Here is a 16,663-nt window from a genome sequence, read left to right as displayed (position 1 = left end):
TATAGCGGCTAGATCTAAACCCATAAGAGACGCTATTGCAGCGTCTCTTTTTTTGGCGGTATTAATCCTCGGTGACAGCAGAGCAATTTCTGGTTAGCGCAAACGGCTCACAGGGAGTGCCTTGATGATAGCGCATTTGCCACAATTCTCCGTTTCGCACCCAGATCGAGCTGCGTTTTGTATGCCGAGTTATGTTGCCAATCCCATCGTTCCATGCGGTTTTATAAGTGAGCATGACTACGGTATCGGACAATGGGTGGGCTTGATAATCTTGCGAGTGGATTTGGACTTCACTGGGCTTTTCGTTGGGTTGATGCCTGAGCACCCAACTGAGGTCGAAGGTTTTACCTGAATGACCAACTTCAAGAAACTGTGGATCGAGTAAACGTTTAATCGTCGCTACGTCGGTGCGAGTATGGTGCTGATGCAGCGCAATCTCTTGTTCTATCAGTTTGTCCATAAAAGCTCACAAAGTATTGAAATCCTGTATAAAGACTATACCCTACTGCCTGAAAATACGACTACTGTTTTTGTGTAACGGCATATCGAAAGCGCGATAGTGAGGGAAGAATGAACGCGTCAAAACTGTTAAAAGTAAACGTTGTGGGCACCAGTGGCAGTGGTAAATCCACCTTTAGCCGCAAGCTCGCAACGAAATTACAGGTGCCTCATATAGAGCTAGATGCCCTGTTTTGGTTGCCCAATTGGGGCGAAACTCCCGATGAGCAGTTTTTTGAAAAGATTCGCCAGGAAACCGCCACTGAGCGTTGGGTTTTGGACGGAAACTACAACCGTACCGTGCCGGTTAAGTGGCGGGATGTTGATACAGTCATATGGATCAATTACTCCTACACAAGGACGGTCTTGCAAGCTGTTAAACGGGCCTTTATAAGAAGTTTAACTCGCAAGGAACTATGGGCCGGAACAGGCAACAAAGAGTCCTTTCGTAAATCGTTTATGAGCAAAGACTCGGTCATATTGTGGACCCTTAAAACCTATCACAGCAATGTTGAACGTTACGAATCAATGATGGCCGATCCTCAATACGCGCATATTCAATTTATTCGTTTGCGCTCACCTAGCCAGAGCAAAGCGTTTCTCGCTAAGCTCTAAACACTATGTTAAAAGTTAGGACGAAAAACTATAAATATACTTCGGTTAATTGAGCCCATTTCTCAGCACCTATCGCGCTAATGACAGCTTGAGTAAACTCAGTTGATAACTGATAGTCCTCACCCGCTAATGGTTGTGTCATATAAGTGTCCAATGATTGCCCAGCTGCACTGAGCTCTTCATCGAGCTGCTGCCAAAACGCCACCGCTTTGGTGTAAAACAGCATTTGATAGTGCTGCTGATTGAGTTCGACTAGGTCACGATTGGCTTGCAGAAGTCCAGTGGCCGCAAAAGGCAGCCGTTGAGCGATGGCTTGCCATTGAATTTTGGCATCCGGTAGTGCAAAAGGTGTCTGTTTAAGTGATTTCTGTGCGTAGTATTCTGCGAGTCCTTCTGTGATCCACAGTGGATGCGCCCGAGTGTCGAGTCCGTGGATGGCTTCATGTGCCAAAATCTTTAGCAGGTGTGGGTATGAGGCATCGACTAAGGCTCCATCTTTGAGAGGGACGTTGACGTTAATCGAGCTATATCCTGCCGCGCCACTCACATTACCCGTCTCCATTTCGCGCCCAAATACATTCATTTGCCAGTTAATCTCTTGAGGGGCAGAGAATACCTGCGACAGATAATTCAATTGCTGTTTAAAAGTAGGTAACCACTGTGCTTGATTGTCGATGACCGCAGACACATCACTGCGCAATTCGAACCGGTAATTCTGTTCGCTTATGACAATTGAGTCTATTCCCCACATGAGCAAAAGCGGAGCTTGATCTAAGGTTGGTAGGTCGTAACAGTTTTCTAGTACGCCTGGTACACACAGCTTACTTTCCGTGATGCCTTGGTCCGTTTGTACTCTAGGTAGCGATGACCATTCGCTAAAAAAGAACCACCCTTTTTCAGCAGAATACTGATTAGTCTGCTCGGCGATATTAAAGCCTAACGGATCGGTTTGTAAAAACGGCAGCTCCCAACTTAGCGTGTCACAGGTAAGCGATTGATTATAGGCACCTTCAACAACTTGCTCGCCATTATAACAGACAAATTTTGGAGGCTCGGCCTCTGTGAGGTTTCTAGGTTTCATCACCTCAAACGTTTCAATCTCGCTTGTATCAACGGATAATTTGAGTCGGGGGTTGCCATCTGCCTGCTTTGCTTCATACACGAGCGTAGAGGCTAAAACCAAAGGGGATAGCGTCGACGCTGTAAATAGAATGAGTCCCTTTTTCATGGAAGATCCTTTCCTTTTTATACTCGAAAATGTGTTTAGTGAGTGGTTTTGAGATGTACATTTTCGCAGCTGTTATCTCAGTTTTTCGCACTGTATTCGCATAGTAGACCACAGCGAACTAAAATAGTTTTATGAATTTATTCAAAGAGTTGGTCTACGTTGATATAGGTCAATCAGTGCAGCCAAACGATGACAAGGAGTTGTTGTGACCATTAAACCCACTAACGTTGAGCAATTTTTGGAGTCTGGGTGTGGGCGTTGCGAGTTAGGCAACACACCTCAGTGTAAGGTGAATAGCTGGCGAGATGAACTTTCCGAGTTGCGTAGCATAATACAACGTTCGGGGCTCACGGAGGAGATTAAGTGGCACTGCCCATGTTACACCTTTGAAGGGAAAAACATTTTGATGTTAAGTGCGCTAAAAAGCGCAGCAACGGTATCGTTTTTTAGAGGTGCCCTTATCAACGATCCCGAAAATCTGCTGGAGAAGCCCGGTAAAAATTCAGAGCACGCTCGTTATCTGAAAGTCACCTCAAGAGATAGCGTAAAAAGTGTGAGTGACTCACTAAAAAGCTTTATAGAACAGGCGATAAAAATTAGTCAAAGCGGCCAGAAAATACCAACAAAGGTGGTTTCACGCGACGATTATCCCGTGGAGCTGTTGGCACTGTTTGAACACGACTCTGATTATCGTGCTGCGTTTGGGGCATTAACTCCTGGTCGGCAGCGAGGATATTTACTGCATTTTAACGGTGCAAAGCGGTCTAAGACTAGAGAGTCTAGAATTCTAAAGTGCCGTGACAAAGTGTTGTCGGGCAAAGGGTGGAACGAGCGTTAAACCGCGGCGTTATAAGCGGTGCGTTCAATACAGAATTGGGTGACACGGGTAGAGGAAATTGAAATGAAAGGTCAATGTTTGTGTGGTGCAATTAGAGTAGAGATTTCGGACAACAAAGAGGTGGGGGCTTGTCATTGTGATATGTGCCGAAAGTGGACATCAGGACCCTATATGGCCGTATCAGCGGGCAGTGATGCACTATTTACTGGGGAAGAGCCGGTGCGTTATACCTCATCACAATGGGCCGATAGGGGCTTTTGCGGACGTTGTGGCACTCATTTATTTTATTACTTAAAGCCCAATGATGAGTTTATTGTGTCTGTGGGTATATTTACGGACCAAGAGTTTGACTTTACCCATCAGATTTTTGTCGAAGAGAAACCAGCGTTTTATCAGTTTTCTAATCATACGCATATGATGACTGGCGAAGAAGTGATCGCTGCCTCACAAAGCAATATAAAATCAGATGCATAAACTGGTTAGTGTTACATTTCTGCCTATCCCAGCAAGACAAAGTGTGCGGGCTAGGAGGGGAGTATGTTTCGGTTTCTTAATTTTATTATTATTAGCAATGCCTTAAGTTATGTTGCAGTGCTGTACCTGGATGACAAATACAATGCTTTTGGTATTCAGTCACTCAGCGATGTTGCCTTTTTTATGGCGCTGGTTCTTTGGGCAGTAGCGGGCGTATTGCATTTTTTAACGCGTTCATCTCGCTCAGTCACTGCGAATGATGCAGCAGATCCCATATCAATGAATAGCAAAGTAAAAAGTATGGTTGATTTTACCGCTGCCAAAAAGGCGGATGCTGTGATGAACGCTGCAAATAGAAGCTGGTCTATGGGTCTGTTTGTCGCTGGATTGCTGCCAATGCTGTTTTGCTTAGTGCTAACGCTGATTAATGGTTAGCGGTATTTGTCATTGAGCTAATAATTAGACTAAAAAGCCCCAACCATATTGAATGGCTGGGGCTTTTTGATAGTTCTACTCAAACATTAGAAAATGAGATGAGCAACACCCGCTATGACAGGCAGTGTAATAATGGTACGCAGGATAAAGATAATAAACAGCTCACCAATATTGACCGGTATTTTGCTACCTAGTAGCAGCGCACCTACTTCAGACATGTAGATAAGCTGAGTGACCGACATTGCCGCAATCACAAAGCGTGTTAAGTCACTTTCAATAGAGGCCGCCAAGATAGACGGAATGAACATATCAGCAAAGCCTACGACCATTGTTTCCGACGCTGCTGCAGCTTCAGGAATAGCAAGTAGTTCTAAATAAGGAATGAATGGCTGACCAAGAAAGGTAAACACACTGGTGTTTTCTGCAATGATCAACGCGATGGTACCGATACCCATTACTACAGGTAGCACTCCAAGAACCATATCGGCAGCGTTTTTTACGCCTTCTTTTACTACTGACGAGAATGATGTCACTTTGTTTGCTTTCGCGAGCGCGAGTTCCATGCCGTAAGAAAAGCTCGTATGGCCTTCTGGGATACCAGTGTGGTCGCTACTTGGTTTGCTGTCGTCAATGAACAGATCTTTTTTACGACTCAGTGGTGGCAGGCGAGGGATGATTATCGCGGCAACAAAACCCGCTAAACAAACAGCACCATAAAAAGGAACGAACAAGTGTTCTAACTCAACTTGCGCAATCACAACCAAGCTAAATGTAATAGATACTGCAGAGAACGTCGTACCGACGACTGCTGCTTCACGTTGAGTGTAGAACTTTTCTTCATATTGCTTGCTGGTCATCAATATGCCCACACTGCCATCGCCCAACCAAGAAGCCATACAGTCGATTGCTGAGCGGCCAGGAAGGTTGAATAGAGGGCGCATTATTTTGCTAAACAGCGTACCCATAAGCTCTAATAAGCCAAAGTTAAGCAGTAAAGGCAGTAGCATACCTGCAAAGATAAACACACACAGTAGAGTTGGCAGTAAATCGTTAAGTACTAATCCACCCGTGTATTCATGCCAGACCATCTCTGGGCCAACTTGAAAGTATGTCGCGACAACAGCAAATCCACCGATAAGACGAACGGCAAACCACAGTGGTGATGGGTTAAATAGTGCGTTTAGAAACTCGCTATTAGCGACAATTGAAGGCATTTTAATTCGGCACACAATAGTGGCTAAAGACATGATAGCAATGATCGCGGTGACGATTGGAACGGCTGTACCATCTAGAGCAGCAAGTAGCGACTTTGCCATGACTGCGATTGGGATGGTGATGTCACCATTAAAAGTGATCGGCGCCATAAAGAGAAATAGGCCAATAAGTGATGGGATAAGAAATACCCAAAATGAGTTTTTATTTTTTTCTGTTTTCATAGTCTTTAAACCGCGACGGACTGGTTAGCATCTGTGGGTAATGTCTTACCCTAATTTATTGACCGCAAGAATAAGCTTCCCCCCTGACAATTGCAACACTATTCATTGTTTTTATCTAAATATTCAGTTCTCTATACTGGTGTGAACAAATTAATTGGTTAATTGTAAGGCGTTTGTGAATGAAACCTAGTCAAAATGATCCATTTCGCAGTTAAAGGCGACCCAACCATGTTTGCGGTATTCGTAAACAGAGAATGCAGGAGTAGGAAAATCACTGCTATTAAAGACGCCTAATGGCACCACAGTAAAGTCTGGAGCGTTAGATAGAGACATTAGCATCGTGGTACCGCACTGCGGACAAAACTTGTGTGTGACTTGATCGCCAGAGTCTGCAATACGGGTGAACGAAACGAGTTCTCCAAATACGTTGACTTGAGAGGTTAAAAATCGTGCTTGGACGCCAAATACAGAGCCAGTGCGTTTTTGACACGCTAAGCAATGGCAAATAGCAGAACGAACCGGTTCGCCCTTGGTTTGAATGTCCACTTGATTGCATTGACAACTGGCTTGCCGCGTTGTGTTGATAACTGTCATATACATCACCCAAAATTATACTAGTAATACTCTAGACATCAGCGCTGTGAATAGAAAGTGATCTTGGATTAGCGGAGACATTTTGTTGGTGTTCAAAATGACCATCACCTTTGTGAGAGATCGCTTACACAGGCTGTAAGACTATGCGCTTTGTACGATGCATTATAGCTCATGAAAACATTTAACTCTTTGTAATTGTTTTGTTTTTATCTGCCAGCCTAAATATTGTTCAATAGAAATGTGCGATATGTACATTGTTCAAAACTGAGAATCGCGCGACTATATCCATGTCGACAGGGAGACGACAAGGACAAGGAAATACTTCAGGACGAAGTCTAAGGACAGCCTCTAGGTAGGATACCTAAATAGGATAGGACACCAAGGACGTGCTTGCTCAGGGAGAGTAAGAAAGGACTGTAGGACACCACCAAGGATTGTGATTTCGCAGCAGGATATTGCGAGTAAGGACAGCAGGACACCTCGGGACGAGGCGGGATTAACATCAGGATGATGTAGGACACCGCTAAGGATTGTGATTTCGTAGCAGGATGTTGCGAATAGGGACAACAGGATTCCTCGGGATGAGGCAGGATTAACATCAGGATGATGTAGGACACCACTAAGGATTGTGGCTTTGTAACAGGGCGTTGCAAACACGGATTGTCGGAATCACCAGGTTTAGGTGATGAGCTAGCTAGGATAGGTTAGCGATATGGATGTAAAAGGATACCGCTAGGACGGCGCGTCAGGACAGATCAGGATTGATTGTCTATCAAGGAGTTGATGCAGGGAGCATCTGTAGTAGCTGGAGCGCTGCGAGCAAAGATAGAAACCCCAATGGGCTTGTCCCGTTGGGGTTTTTTCTTACCTTTTTGAACGTAACTTTTCTTACAATCTGTGGTATAATTTTACGGTACTCTATTCTATTTAGTGGGGGGTTATGGCCATTAGCACGTACAATGAACCGATTTCGATGCATCCGCTATCGATGGAACAACTGCGTCTTTTGATTCTACTTGGCATCCTCTCAATTACGACATTTGTCTACTTTGATCTTCAACTGATCACCGAAAGCCTTAGCGCGGGATACCTTGTCTCGAGGTTTGTCTTTCAATTACCTGCCGCGATGATTGTGGTTGGGATGACATACGTTCCTCACTTTAAGAAACGAATGCAAACAGCAATAATGCTCAGTTTGATCGTTATTACCTATTCCAATTATGCGTTTATTATTTATGCGTGGAAGCTAGAGTCAATCGTATTCCCTTATGAAGGCACGTTTCTTTATAGTTACTTTGCCCTATTTGTTCTTAGATTGGGTTTTAAACGAGCTTTACTCTATTGCTTCGTGGTTTTGATTGGTTTTATCGCTTTAATTGCACACTATCCAATCTATGGTTCATCCAGCCCCATTAACGGTAGCTTTGTCGCAATCACTTTGATCGTTGGGCTGTTTGCCACTTATCATTTAGATTCTACGCAAACAAAACTAACAACTTTGAATCAACAACTGTCATTGCTCAGTACCCAAGACCCTTTGACTCAATTATTGAACCGACGCAGTTACTTGCAGAGATTTGAACAGCTATTGAGTTACTGTCAGAGAACGGGAACGTCGGTGAGTGTATTTATGGTCGATATTGATAACTTTAAGCACTATAACGACCATTTTGGACACTTGGCTGGGGATGACGCGATTGTCAAACAGGCCAAAATACTGACTCGAACCTTCCAACGAGATACCGATATTCTTTGCCGTTACGGCGGTGAGGAGTTTGTTGTCGTCGTGCTCGATTGCACGCCGCAAGATTGTGAAAGAATGGCTAGTAGTATCTTACAGCATTGGAAGATGGAACGTTTGCCACATGCACCTGAATTGGATAGTGCATTCCTGAGTTGCTCAATTGGTGTTTATTCGGAAACTCCCAATAGTGACAGCACGCCCGAGTCAATTCTAAAACAAGCAGATGACGCGCTTTACTTGGCTAAAGATCAAGGTAAAGCGCGTTATGTTCGCTTAGAAACGTGCGCAACAGTAAGTTAGATACGGCATGGTTATACCGCATCTAGAATTGATGTTAAAAGCGTTCTGGACCTGCAGGTTTGTTACCAAGAATATCATCAACTTTTTGCCACACGTCTTCGTTGAATCTTGGTTTAAGCTCTAGCGCCTGCAAGTTGTCTTGTAACTGCTCAAGCTTAGACACACCTAAAATGACACTGCTGACATTTGGCGTACGTAAACACCAATTTAATGCTAAATGATGCAGTGGCATCTCAAGATCAACGGCTAATTGATTAAGTTGAGCAATTTGATCCAGCTTGTTGTTTTCACCCACTAGCATATCTCTTAGCCACTCGTAACCTGGCAAATCTAAACGACTGTTTTTAGGCACACCATTGAGGTATTTGCCAGTGAGTAATCCACTCGCTAGTGGAGAGAATATCGTTGTTCCGAGACCAGTCAATGAATAGAGTGGTAAGTATTCGGCTTCGACTTTATCGCGTACTAACATGTTGTACTGAGGCTGTTCCATTACCGGTGGATGTAAGTTTTCGGCTTTGGCTACAGCCCATGCTTCGGTGATTTGCTGCGCACTCCACTCTGACGTACCCCAATACATGACTTTGCCTTGGACAATCAAATCGTTCATGGCACGAACAGTTTCATATATTGGTGTATCAATATCTGGGCGGTGACAATAGTACAAATCAAGATAATCGACACGTAAGCGCGCTAGAGCAGCATGACAGGCATCAAATACGTGTTTACGGCTCAAGCCACGTTGAGTCGGCTTTTCACCACCCCAAAACACTTTGCTTGATACTACGAAGCTATCGCGAGACCAACCAAGTTGCTCGATTGCTTGCCCCATAAGGCGCTCACTCTCGCCACTTTCATACCCTTCGGCGTTGTCGAAGAAGTTAATCCCAGCATCGTAGGCGTGAGCCATGATCTCTTTTGCTGCAGAGAGGTCGACCTGTTTGCCAAAAGTTACCCACGACCCTAAACCAAACTCACTGACTTGTAGTCCGCTGCGGCCTAGACGACGATATTCCATAATACACCTTGTAAGAGTTGAATAATTTGAAAGAAACGTTCACTCAAGTATAGAAGGCAAAGGTGACCAACAAAAAGCGGCTAAAAGTGAAAACACTGAGTGATATAACAAACAATAGATAAAAATTGAGTATTATGGTGAATAAAACATTAAGACGAGATCGTCGATGAATAAGAACCATAAAAAACTTGAACGATTACTTCTGTTCTATGAGGTAGCCCAACATCTTAGTTTTTCGAAAGCGGCAGATAAGCTAGGGATTTCAAGAAGCTATTTATCCCAACAAGTGCGCCAGTTAGAGCAAGACTTTAATACTCAATTGCTGATAAGAACCACTCGTTCAGTACGACTAACTCGGGAAGGCAGTCGCGTACAACAACAAGCAAAAACGATGCACCATGGGCTTCTCGACTTAGAGCGAGACCTCGAACACAGCTATGAGGATGTCGCGGGGGTGTTGCGTTTGACGGCTCCAGTTGCGTTTGCCGATGCGATTTTATATGACGTTTGTTCGCTATTTAATCAACAATACCCCGAAATACGTTTTGATATTGAGGTTGGCCACCATTTGGAAGATCTCCATGAGCGAAATTTTGATTTGGCGATCCGAGTGACAGAAAATCCTCCTCAAAATATGGTTGCACGGCATCTTATGTCTTACTGTCATTGGGTCGTGGCTTCTCCAGACTACTGGTTGAAGCATTCTCTACCGCAGCACCCAAACGAACTAAAAGAGCTTAATTGTATGGCCTTCCCAAATTGGCGAGGGTGGCGATTTCAAAAAGAAGGACAAGAATTAGTCATTGAAGCTAACGGAAGTTTCGCCGTGAATGAAAACAGCATTTTATTGAAAGCCGCATTAGGCGGCGATGGTGTGATCCGCGTCCCCGAACATTTGTTGTGGGAGCATGTTAATCAGGGCCGATTACAGAGAGCTTTGACGGATTACCAAGTCGAAAAACGACAAGTCTGGATGATCTATCCACCTAAAATTGAACATTCTACTCGCCTACTGACTTTTGTCTCCTTTTTACGCGAACAGATGGTAAATCGAGAGATAACCACTTAATTTTTATACGACAAAAGTAGTAATTTCTTCATTTTGTTGATGTAAAAATCCGACCAGTGACAACTTTTTGCGGTTGTCTCTTGCAGAAGCTCAATTCTTAACTAGCCTTTATTAACATAACTATAACATTATGATTTTGGGACTGCGCTAAGCGGTAATCTGGTCCTGTACACCATTTGATTTGGGCTTATTTAGAGCTAGGAAGGCTCCTAAACCTTGCGAGTGAGTAGACACTTGTAACGGTTTTGTAAAGAATAAGCAGGCAAAGGAGAGATCTTTTGAAGCGATTACTGAATACTCGCTTGTGTTCGGCATTGCCTATGTTGAGCTTCGCCCTATTGGGTGTGAGCAATACAGTGCGTGCTGATGCAGTGAGTCAATCTTCATATAACCTTACACAAGGTGTCACACAGATTAGTCAGGATGTGTACGAACTACACATGCTGATTTTCTACATTTGTGTCGCCATTGCGGTTGTGGTGTTTGGGGTTATGTTCTATTCCATTTTTGCGCATCGAAAATCGAGGGGAGCTGTTCCCGCGAACTTTCATGAAAGTACCAAAGTGGAAGTTATTTGGACCGTTATTCCCGTACTGATACTCATTGGTATGGCGATCCCTGCGACCAAAACTTTGATTGCGATGGAAGACACGTCTCAATCAGACCTCACAGTCAAAATAACCGGCTCCCAATGGAAATGGCATTACAGCTATTTTGGGGAAGACGTCGAGTTTTTCAGCTTACTGTCGACTAAAAATGAACAGATTTCTGGTGACGAACCTAAAGGTGAGCATTACCTACTTGAGGTAGACAAGCCTTTAGTGTTGCCCATTGGTCAAAAAGTTCGCTTTTTGTTGACCTCAGATGACGTCATTCACTCTTGGTGGATTCCCGATTTCGCGGTTAAAAAAGACACCATCCCAGGATTCATTAACGAAGCTTGGACTCGAATCGATAAGCCAGGTATTTACCGTGGACAATGTACCGAGTTGTGTGGGGTGAACCACGGCTTTATGCCAATAGTCGTACACGCAGTCGAGCCTGAAGAATTTGATGTCTGGCTTGCCGAACAAAAAGAGTTAGCTAAGCAAGCAGAACAACAACAAGCTGCTGCATTGGAAAAAACTCTATCCATGGACGAACTGATGACGCTTGGTGAAAAAGTGTATCTCGAGCGTTGCGCCGTTTGTCATCAGGCAAATGGAGAAGGTTTGGCAGGGGTGTTCCCTGCACTCAAAAACAGCCCAATTGCGTTGGGTGACATTGGCGCACATATCGATGTTGTGGTGTACGGCGCGCAAGGCACGGCAATGCAAGCCTTCGAAAATCAGATCACTGCAGAGGAGATTGCAGCTGTAGTGACCTACGAAAGGAATGCGTGGGGCAATGACACTGGCGACACAGTACAAGCAAAAGATGTCAGTGATAGAGCGGCGCAGTAGCAGCGGCTTAGGATTTTAAGAATAGGGAAGCGAGATCGTATTATGAGCGATATATTGGATCCTCAAAATCAACCAGGTGTGGCAGACGGGCATGATGACCATGATCATCACGCAGCGCCCAAAGGGATAGGCCGATGGTTGTTTTCTACAAACCATAAAGATATTGGTACGCTGTATTTGTGGTTTGCGTGCCTGATGTTTTTTACTGGTGGCGCAATGGCGATGGTCATTCGAGCCGAGCTTTTCCAGCCAGGTTTGCAGTTTGTCGAGCCACAGTTCTTTAACCAGATGACTACAGTGCATGGGTTGGTGATGGTGTTTGGCGCCGTTATGCCTGCATTTACCGGCCTTGCTAACTGGATGATCCCTTTGATGATCGGCGCGCCAGACATGGCACTGCCAAGGATGAACAACCTAAGTTTTTGGATACTGCCTTTTGCCTTTCTAATATTAATCGGATCTCTCTTCCTTCCAGGTGGAGGCCCCGATTTTGGCTGGACCTTCTATGCGCCGCTGTCGACCACCTACGGCCCTGATAGTACAGCGCTGTTTGTGTTTTCTGTTCACATTATGGGTATTAGCTCCATTATGGGGGCCATTAACGTCATCGTGACCATATTCAATATGCGTGCGCCAGGAATGAAGTTAATGAAAATGCCACTTTTCGTATGGACGTGGTTAATCACCGCATTTCTATTGATTGCCGTCATGCCGGTATTGGCTGGAGCGGTCACCATGGTACTCACTGATAAGTATTTTGGTACCAGCTTTTTTGACGCCGCAGGTGGTGGTGACCCAGTGATGTTTCAGCACATCTTTTGGTTCTTTGGTCACCCCGAAGTGTACATTATGATTTTGCCATCGTTTGGTATTGTGTCGGCAATCATTCCAGCGTTCAGTGGTAAGAAACTGTTCGGCTACCATTCGATGGTGTACGCAACCTGTAGTATTGCCTTGCTGTCGTTCTTAGTTTGGGCGCACCACATGTTTACCACAGGCATGCCCGTGTTCGCCGAGCTGTTCTTTATGTACTGCACCATGCTGATCGCCGTGCCTACGGGGGTCAAAGTCTTTAACTGGGTGGCGACAATGTGGCGAGGGGCGTTAACCTTTGAAACGCCGATGTTGTTCGCTATTGCGTTTATTGTGTTATTCACCATTGGTGGTTTCTCTGGGTTGATGTTGGCCATTGTTCCGGCCGATTTCCAATATCACGATACCTATTTTGTGGTTGCGCATTTCCATTATGTTTTGGTGTCTGGCGCGGTATTCTCAATCATGGCATCGGCGTACTATTGGCTGCCTAAATGGACAGGTCATATGTACGATCATAAGTTAAGTCTGTGGCACTTCTGGCTGTCGATCATCTCAGTTAATTTACTGTTCTTCCCTATGCACTTCTTGGGCCTTGCAGGAATGCCAAGACGTATTCCTGACTATGCAATTCAGTTTGCGGATGTAAACCAAATTGTGTCGATTGGAGGTTTTGCATTCGGATTGTCCCAACTTCTGTTTGTGTACATTGTGATCAAGTGTGTTCGTGGCGGAGAACCAGCAGCTGCGAAACCATGGGAAAGAGCGGAGGGGCTAGAGTGGACAGTTCCAAGCCCAGCTCCCCATCATACTTTTTCAACACCGCCTAAAGTGGATTAGTTGAGGATAGGATCATGTCAAAACATCAGTTACCCCACAAAGAGCAATCACAACGTACAGTTCATTCTAAACTGACTATGAAACTGCTTTTAGGGGTGGTGGCGATGTTTGGCTTTGGCTATGCCTTGGTACCGCTCTACGACATTATGTGCGAACAGTTGGGCATAAATGGCAAAACGTCAGAAGTAGCGGCGACGATACCTAATGCGCTTGAAGTCGATACCTCGCGGGTGATCCGTATAGAACTGATGTCTCACATAAATTCTGGCATGCATTGGGATTTCTATCCAAACAAGCAAGTGATAGATGTGCACCCAGGAGAGGTGATTCAAACCCACTTTGTCGCTAAAAATCGCACCGAGCAAGCCATGGTCGCGCAGGCTGTTCCGTCCGTTTCGCCTGGAATGGGGGCGAGCTACTTTAATAAAGTTGAGTGTTTCTGCTTTAACCAACAGCCATTGGCGGCTCAACAGCAGACAGACATGGGGCTGTTGTTCTATATCGAGCCTGATGTACCCGACAACATTCACACTTTAACCCTGTCGTATACCTTATTCGATATCACCGAAGCGGTGAATTCATCGCAAGAGGTGATCTCTCAAACGTCGTCACTTACAGATGGTGACTCGATGTGGGGAGCTTTTGATCAAGTAGGAACAAAGGCGACAGCCGTGTTATCGGATACAGAAACTCTTTTACAATTTAGCGATAGATTGTCGCTCATACTTAACCTTAAGGATTAAGGAAAGCACTATGAACAGTAATCCAACGGAACACCAAACTTATTTTGTGCCCACGCACAGCCAATGGCCGATTTTAGCGGCTATTGCGTTGTTTCTGGTGGCAGTAGGTGCAGGTGTTACGGTGCAAGATACACAAACTGGCGGCGCTTTGGGTCGTTGGATACTTGGCGCTGGTTTTTTAATGCTGCTGTATATCTTAGCGGGCTGGTTGACTAACGTTGTTCAAGAGTCGATGGGAGGGCTTTATTCGCAACAGATCTCGATCTCTTTTCGACAAGGTATGAGTTGGTTTATCTTTTCCGAAGTCATGTTCTTTGGCGCTTTTTTTGGGGCGCTGTTTTACGCTCGTATGATTTCTGTTCCTTGGTTGGGTGGCGCTGATAATAATGCCATGACCCATGAGGTGCTTTGGCCTGCCTTTGAAGCCATCTGGCCATTAACGACTACGCCATCTGGGGTAACTACTCAAGCGATGTCTTGGGAAGGGCTGCCTCTTAAAAACACTCTTATATTGCTGACGTCTTCGGTGACCTTACATTTTGCACATGTATCGATGGAAAAAGATCGCCGATTTGCACTCGTAGTCTGGCTTGAATTAACCATCATACTGGCGTGTTTATTCTTGTTTTATCAAGTGCAAGAGTACGCTCACGCTTATCAGGATCTTGATTTAACCTTACAGAGCGGTATTTACGGCAATACCTTTTTTATGCTGACGGGATTCCACGGTTTTCATGTCTGCTTGGGAACCATCTTTCTGATGATTTTACTGTGGCGCATCGCAAAAGGGCATTTTACGGGCAAAGATCATTTCGCATTCCAAGCCGGAAGTTGGTACTGGCATTTCGTTGATGTGGTTTGGTTGTGTTTGTTTATTTTCGTTTACGTTTTATAGCCATAGCTATGAGACAACGACTTGCCGTTAGTAAGGTCTTGGGTTAGGAGCAATCCAGCCCATAGACAGTGCAATAAGTAAAAATATGACAACGCAAACAGACAGCATCACCCGGCGGCCTAGATAGTGACTCATACTTTTAGACTGAGCAGATTGAGATGTACTGACCATTTTAAAAAGGGCAATACCTAAGTTTATGACAATGAATAGCAGTAGAAGTACTAAAAGCAGTTTGAATATCCAGACTGGCATATCTGCGCCTCGATTATTGAGCGTTAAGGTTGTAGTGCTGTTGTTGTTAACTTTGGGATTGTTTTTGCTGTTGGTCAAATTAGGAATGTGGCAATTGGATCGTGGCCAACAAAAACAACGTCTAGAACAGCAATTATACGATCGCTCATTGGCCTTACCGGTGCCACTCCAGACGGTGATGGATGACACCAGTATGCTAAACGAGCAGCAATACTACGGGCTGAATATTTCGGCTCAATTATCCCCGTCTGACAAACCTGCTTTGCTACTAGATAATCAAACCTTAGATGGAAAGGTAGGATATCTCGTCTATCAACCCATGTATTGGCGTGTTGATCAGCACACAAGCCAACTGGTGTTAGTTGATCTTGGGTTTGTTGTTGCTCCACCGAGACGAGAGCAGCTTCCTAATGTGGAGCTACTCACCCAAGAGACCGACTTGAGCGCTCGCTTATACAGCAAATCCATCAACCACCTATCAGAGCAGCAGTCCCTTGAAGTTTTTCAACAGGGCTCTATGGATTTGCTCCGCGTACAATCCATTAATCCAGGCTACCTTTCGTCTCAATGGCAGCAGAGCGTTTGGCCGGTATTTATACAACCGACGTCTCTTAATGACTGGTCTCAACCTATGGTTTGGAAACCTTTCCCTATGAGTTCGCAGAAGCATTTTGGTTATGCAGTGCAATGGTTTGCGATGGCGGGTGTTTTTATGGGATTGATGGTTTGGGTAGGCTGGCGATTTGGCTTAAATCGCAATAAAGCAGACAAAGAAGTTGATTGAATATTAATCAGTAGTGCGCGGTGAATGTTTACACTGTAAATCAAGGATGAGTTATGCAACAGAGCATCAGTTTTCAACAGCAACAACGTAGCGGTCGCCTTAAATTGCTCGCGATAATAGCGGTATTTGCTTTGCCTGTGGTCGTCGCACAGTGGGTATTATCACAGAAGCTTTATCAAGGAGGCGTCACCAATCAAGGGGATCTAATCACTCCGTATTTAAGCTATTCACAATTGGTGGATCCAAGTCGTCCATTGCCCGATTTTATCGCCACTCAAGATACTTGGCACATGCTCTACTTGGTCCCAGAAGAGTGTGGTCAGTTGTGTGTAAAGCAGATTGAAATGATGCAAGCGAGCTATGAGCTAGTGGGTAAAGATAAGCCACGAGTTTCAGCGTTATTGATTGTGGCCGATAACAGCGATGTGGTTGCTTCGTCACTACTACCTCAACAATCGTCGTTGAGCATTCAAACCCTCCCTAACTTTGGACCTATTATGTCCGGCCAAGTAGTTATTGTCGATAAGCTGGGTCAGTGGGTAATGAGCTTCGATAGTAATGAGTTTGAGTCGGTGCAAGCAATGCATAAAGCGTTTCTTTCCGATCTGAAGAAGCTATTGAAGCTATCGCGAGTGGGATAAGGAG

17 protein-coding genes and 1 pseudogene are annotated in these 16,663 nt (G+C 44.8%); 12 read left to right on the top strand and 6 right to left on the bottom strand.

Annotated features, from left to right (window positions below; all coding sequences use genetic code 11):
- Nucleotides 1-61: 61 nt before the first annotated feature.
- On the bottom strand, nucleotides 62-460 hold the full coding sequence (locus tag JQC93_RS12025) for a nuclear transport factor 2 family protein (RefSeq protein WP_205158689.1): 399 nt from the start codon (nucleotides 458-460) through the stop codon (nucleotides 62-64).
- A gap of 110 nt (nucleotides 461-570) precedes the next feature.
- On the opposite strand from JQC93_RS12025, the gene JQC93_RS12020 reads away from it, so the two are divergent.
- On the top strand, nucleotides 571-1,113 hold the full coding sequence (locus JQC93_RS12020) for a P-loop NTPase family protein (protein ID WP_236009521.1): 543 nt from the start codon (nucleotides 571-573) through the stop codon (nucleotides 1,111-1,113).
- A 28-nt stretch (nucleotides 1,114-1,141) separates the two neighbouring features.
- Here the strand turns inward: JQC93_RS12020 and JQC93_RS12015 are convergent, their stop codons facing one another.
- The gene (locus tag JQC93_RS12015; RefSeq protein ID WP_205158688.1) at nucleotides 1,142-2,341 is read right to left on the bottom strand and encodes a hypothetical protein; all 1,200 of its coding nucleotides are present in this window, start codon (nucleotides 2,339-2,341) and stop codon (nucleotides 1,142-1,144) included.
- Nucleotides 2,342-2,546: 205 nt separating this feature from the next.
- On the opposite strand from JQC93_RS12015, the gene JQC93_RS12010 reads away from it, so the two are divergent.
- The 3 genes from JQC93_RS12010 to JQC93_RS12000 all read left to right on the top strand — a co-directional run bounded on the left by JQC93_RS12010 (nucleotide 2,547) and on the right by JQC93_RS12000 (nucleotide 4,088).
- Nucleotides 2,547-3,179 (top strand): YdeI/OmpD-associated family protein, encoded by a 633-nt coding sequence (locus tag JQC93_RS12010; protein ID WP_205158687.1) that lies wholly within the window; start codon nucleotides 2,547-2,549, stop codon nucleotides 3,177-3,179.
- Between the two features lie 63 nt (nucleotides 3,180-3,242).
- Nucleotides 3,243-3,653, top strand: coding sequence for a GFA family protein (locus tag JQC93_RS12005; protein ID WP_205158686.1), 411 nt, complete (start codon nucleotides 3,243-3,245; stop codon nucleotides 3,651-3,653).
- Nucleotides 3,654-3,716: 63 nt separating this feature from the next.
- Nucleotides 3,717-4,088: a hypothetical protein gene (locus JQC93_RS12000; protein ID WP_205158685.1), complete on the top strand. Its 372-nt coding sequence runs from the start codon at nucleotides 3,717-3,719 to the stop codon at nucleotides 4,086-4,088.
- Between the two features lie 86 nt (nucleotides 4,089-4,174).
- On the opposite strand, the gene JQC93_RS11995 is transcribed toward JQC93_RS12000, so the two are convergent.
- Together JQC93_RS11995 and JQC93_RS11990 are read right to left on the bottom strand one after the other, a co-directional pair.
- Nucleotides 4,175-5,524, bottom strand: coding sequence for a YjiH family protein (locus JQC93_RS11995; RefSeq protein ID WP_205158684.1), 1,350 nt, complete (start codon nucleotides 5,522-5,524; stop codon nucleotides 4,175-4,177).
- 186 nt (nucleotides 5,525-5,710) lie between these two features.
- On the bottom strand, nucleotides 5,711-6,118 hold the full coding sequence (locus tag JQC93_RS11990; protein WP_205158683.1) for a GFA family protein: 408 nt from the start codon (nucleotides 6,116-6,118) through the stop codon (nucleotides 5,711-5,713).
- Nucleotides 6,119-7,058: 940 nt separating this feature from the next.
- Between JQC93_RS11990 and JQC93_RS11985 the strand changes: the two genes are divergently transcribed.
- Nucleotides 7,059-8,162, top strand: a complete 1,104-nt coding sequence (locus JQC93_RS11985) for a GGDEF domain-containing protein (RefSeq protein WP_205158682.1) — start codon at nucleotides 7,059-7,061, stop codon at nucleotides 8,160-8,162.
- A gap of 34 nt (nucleotides 8,163-8,196) precedes the next feature.
- Here JQC93_RS11985 and JQC93_RS11980 read toward each other — a convergent pair whose 3' ends face one another.
- A complete protein-coding gene (locus JQC93_RS11980) occupies nucleotides 8,197-9,180 on the bottom strand; it encodes a potassium channel beta subunit family protein (RefSeq protein ID WP_205158681.1) in 984 nt (327 codons plus the stop codon).
- Nucleotides 9,181-9,346: 166 nt separating this feature from the next.
- Between JQC93_RS11980 and JQC93_RS11975 the strand changes: the two genes are divergently transcribed.
- From JQC93_RS11975 to JQC93_RS11955, 5 genes and pseudogenes are all read left to right on the top strand, one after another.
- Nucleotides 9,347-10,249, top strand: a complete 903-nt coding sequence (locus JQC93_RS11975; RefSeq protein ID WP_205158680.1) for a LysR family transcriptional regulator — start codon at nucleotides 9,347-9,349, stop codon at nucleotides 10,247-10,249.
- A gap of 278 nt (nucleotides 10,250-10,527) precedes the next feature.
- Entirely contained in the window at nucleotides 10,528-11,691 is a 1,164-nt protein-coding gene (gene coxB / locus JQC93_RS11970; RefSeq protein WP_408068601.1) for a cytochrome c oxidase subunit II, read from the top strand.
- Nucleotides 11,692-11,784: 93 nt separating this feature from the next.
- Nucleotides 11,785-13,344: pseudogene (ctaD, locus tag JQC93_RS11965) on the top strand (cytochrome c oxidase subunit I); the annotation flags it as partial.
- A 14-nt stretch (nucleotides 13,345-13,358) separates the two neighbouring features.
- Entirely contained in the window at nucleotides 13,359-14,087 is a 729-nt protein-coding gene (locus tag JQC93_RS11960; protein WP_205158679.1) for a cytochrome c oxidase assembly protein, read from the top strand.
- Nucleotides 14,088-14,097: 10 nt separating this feature from the next.
- On the top strand, nucleotides 14,098-14,982 hold the full coding sequence (locus JQC93_RS11955) for a cytochrome c oxidase subunit 3 (protein ID WP_205158678.1): 885 nt from the start codon (nucleotides 14,098-14,100) through the stop codon (nucleotides 14,980-14,982).
- Between the two features lie 27 nt (nucleotides 14,983-15,009).
- On the opposite strand, the gene JQC93_RS11950 is transcribed toward JQC93_RS11955, so the two are convergent.
- Entirely contained in the window at nucleotides 15,010-15,234 is a 225-nt protein-coding gene (locus tag JQC93_RS11950; protein ID WP_205158677.1) for a DUF2909 domain-containing protein, read from the bottom strand.
- A 64-nt stretch (nucleotides 15,235-15,298) separates the two neighbouring features.
- Between JQC93_RS11950 and JQC93_RS11945 the strand changes: the two genes are divergently transcribed.
- Both JQC93_RS11945 and JQC93_RS11940 read left to right on the top strand, forming a co-directional pair.
- Complete coding sequence (locus JQC93_RS11945) at nucleotides 15,299-16,018, top strand: SURF1 family protein (protein WP_205158676.1); 720 nt, start codon at nucleotides 15,299-15,301, stop codon at nucleotides 16,016-16,018.
- A 53-nt stretch (nucleotides 16,019-16,071) separates the two neighbouring features.
- Complete coding sequence (locus tag JQC93_RS11940) at nucleotides 16,072-16,659, top strand: cytochrome oxidase biogenesis cluster protein (RefSeq protein ID WP_205158675.1); 588 nt, start codon at nucleotides 16,072-16,074, stop codon at nucleotides 16,657-16,659.
- Nucleotides 16,660-16,663 lie beyond the last annotated feature (4 nt).

Source organism: Vibrio ulleungensis (assembly GCF_016900875.1).
Classification (GTDB): Bacteria; Pseudomonadota; Gammaproteobacteria; order Enterobacterales; family Vibrionaceae; genus Vibrio; species Vibrio ulleungensis.
Note: the sequence above shows the minus strand (reverse complement) of the source record. Positions and strands in the feature narration are given on the sequence as shown.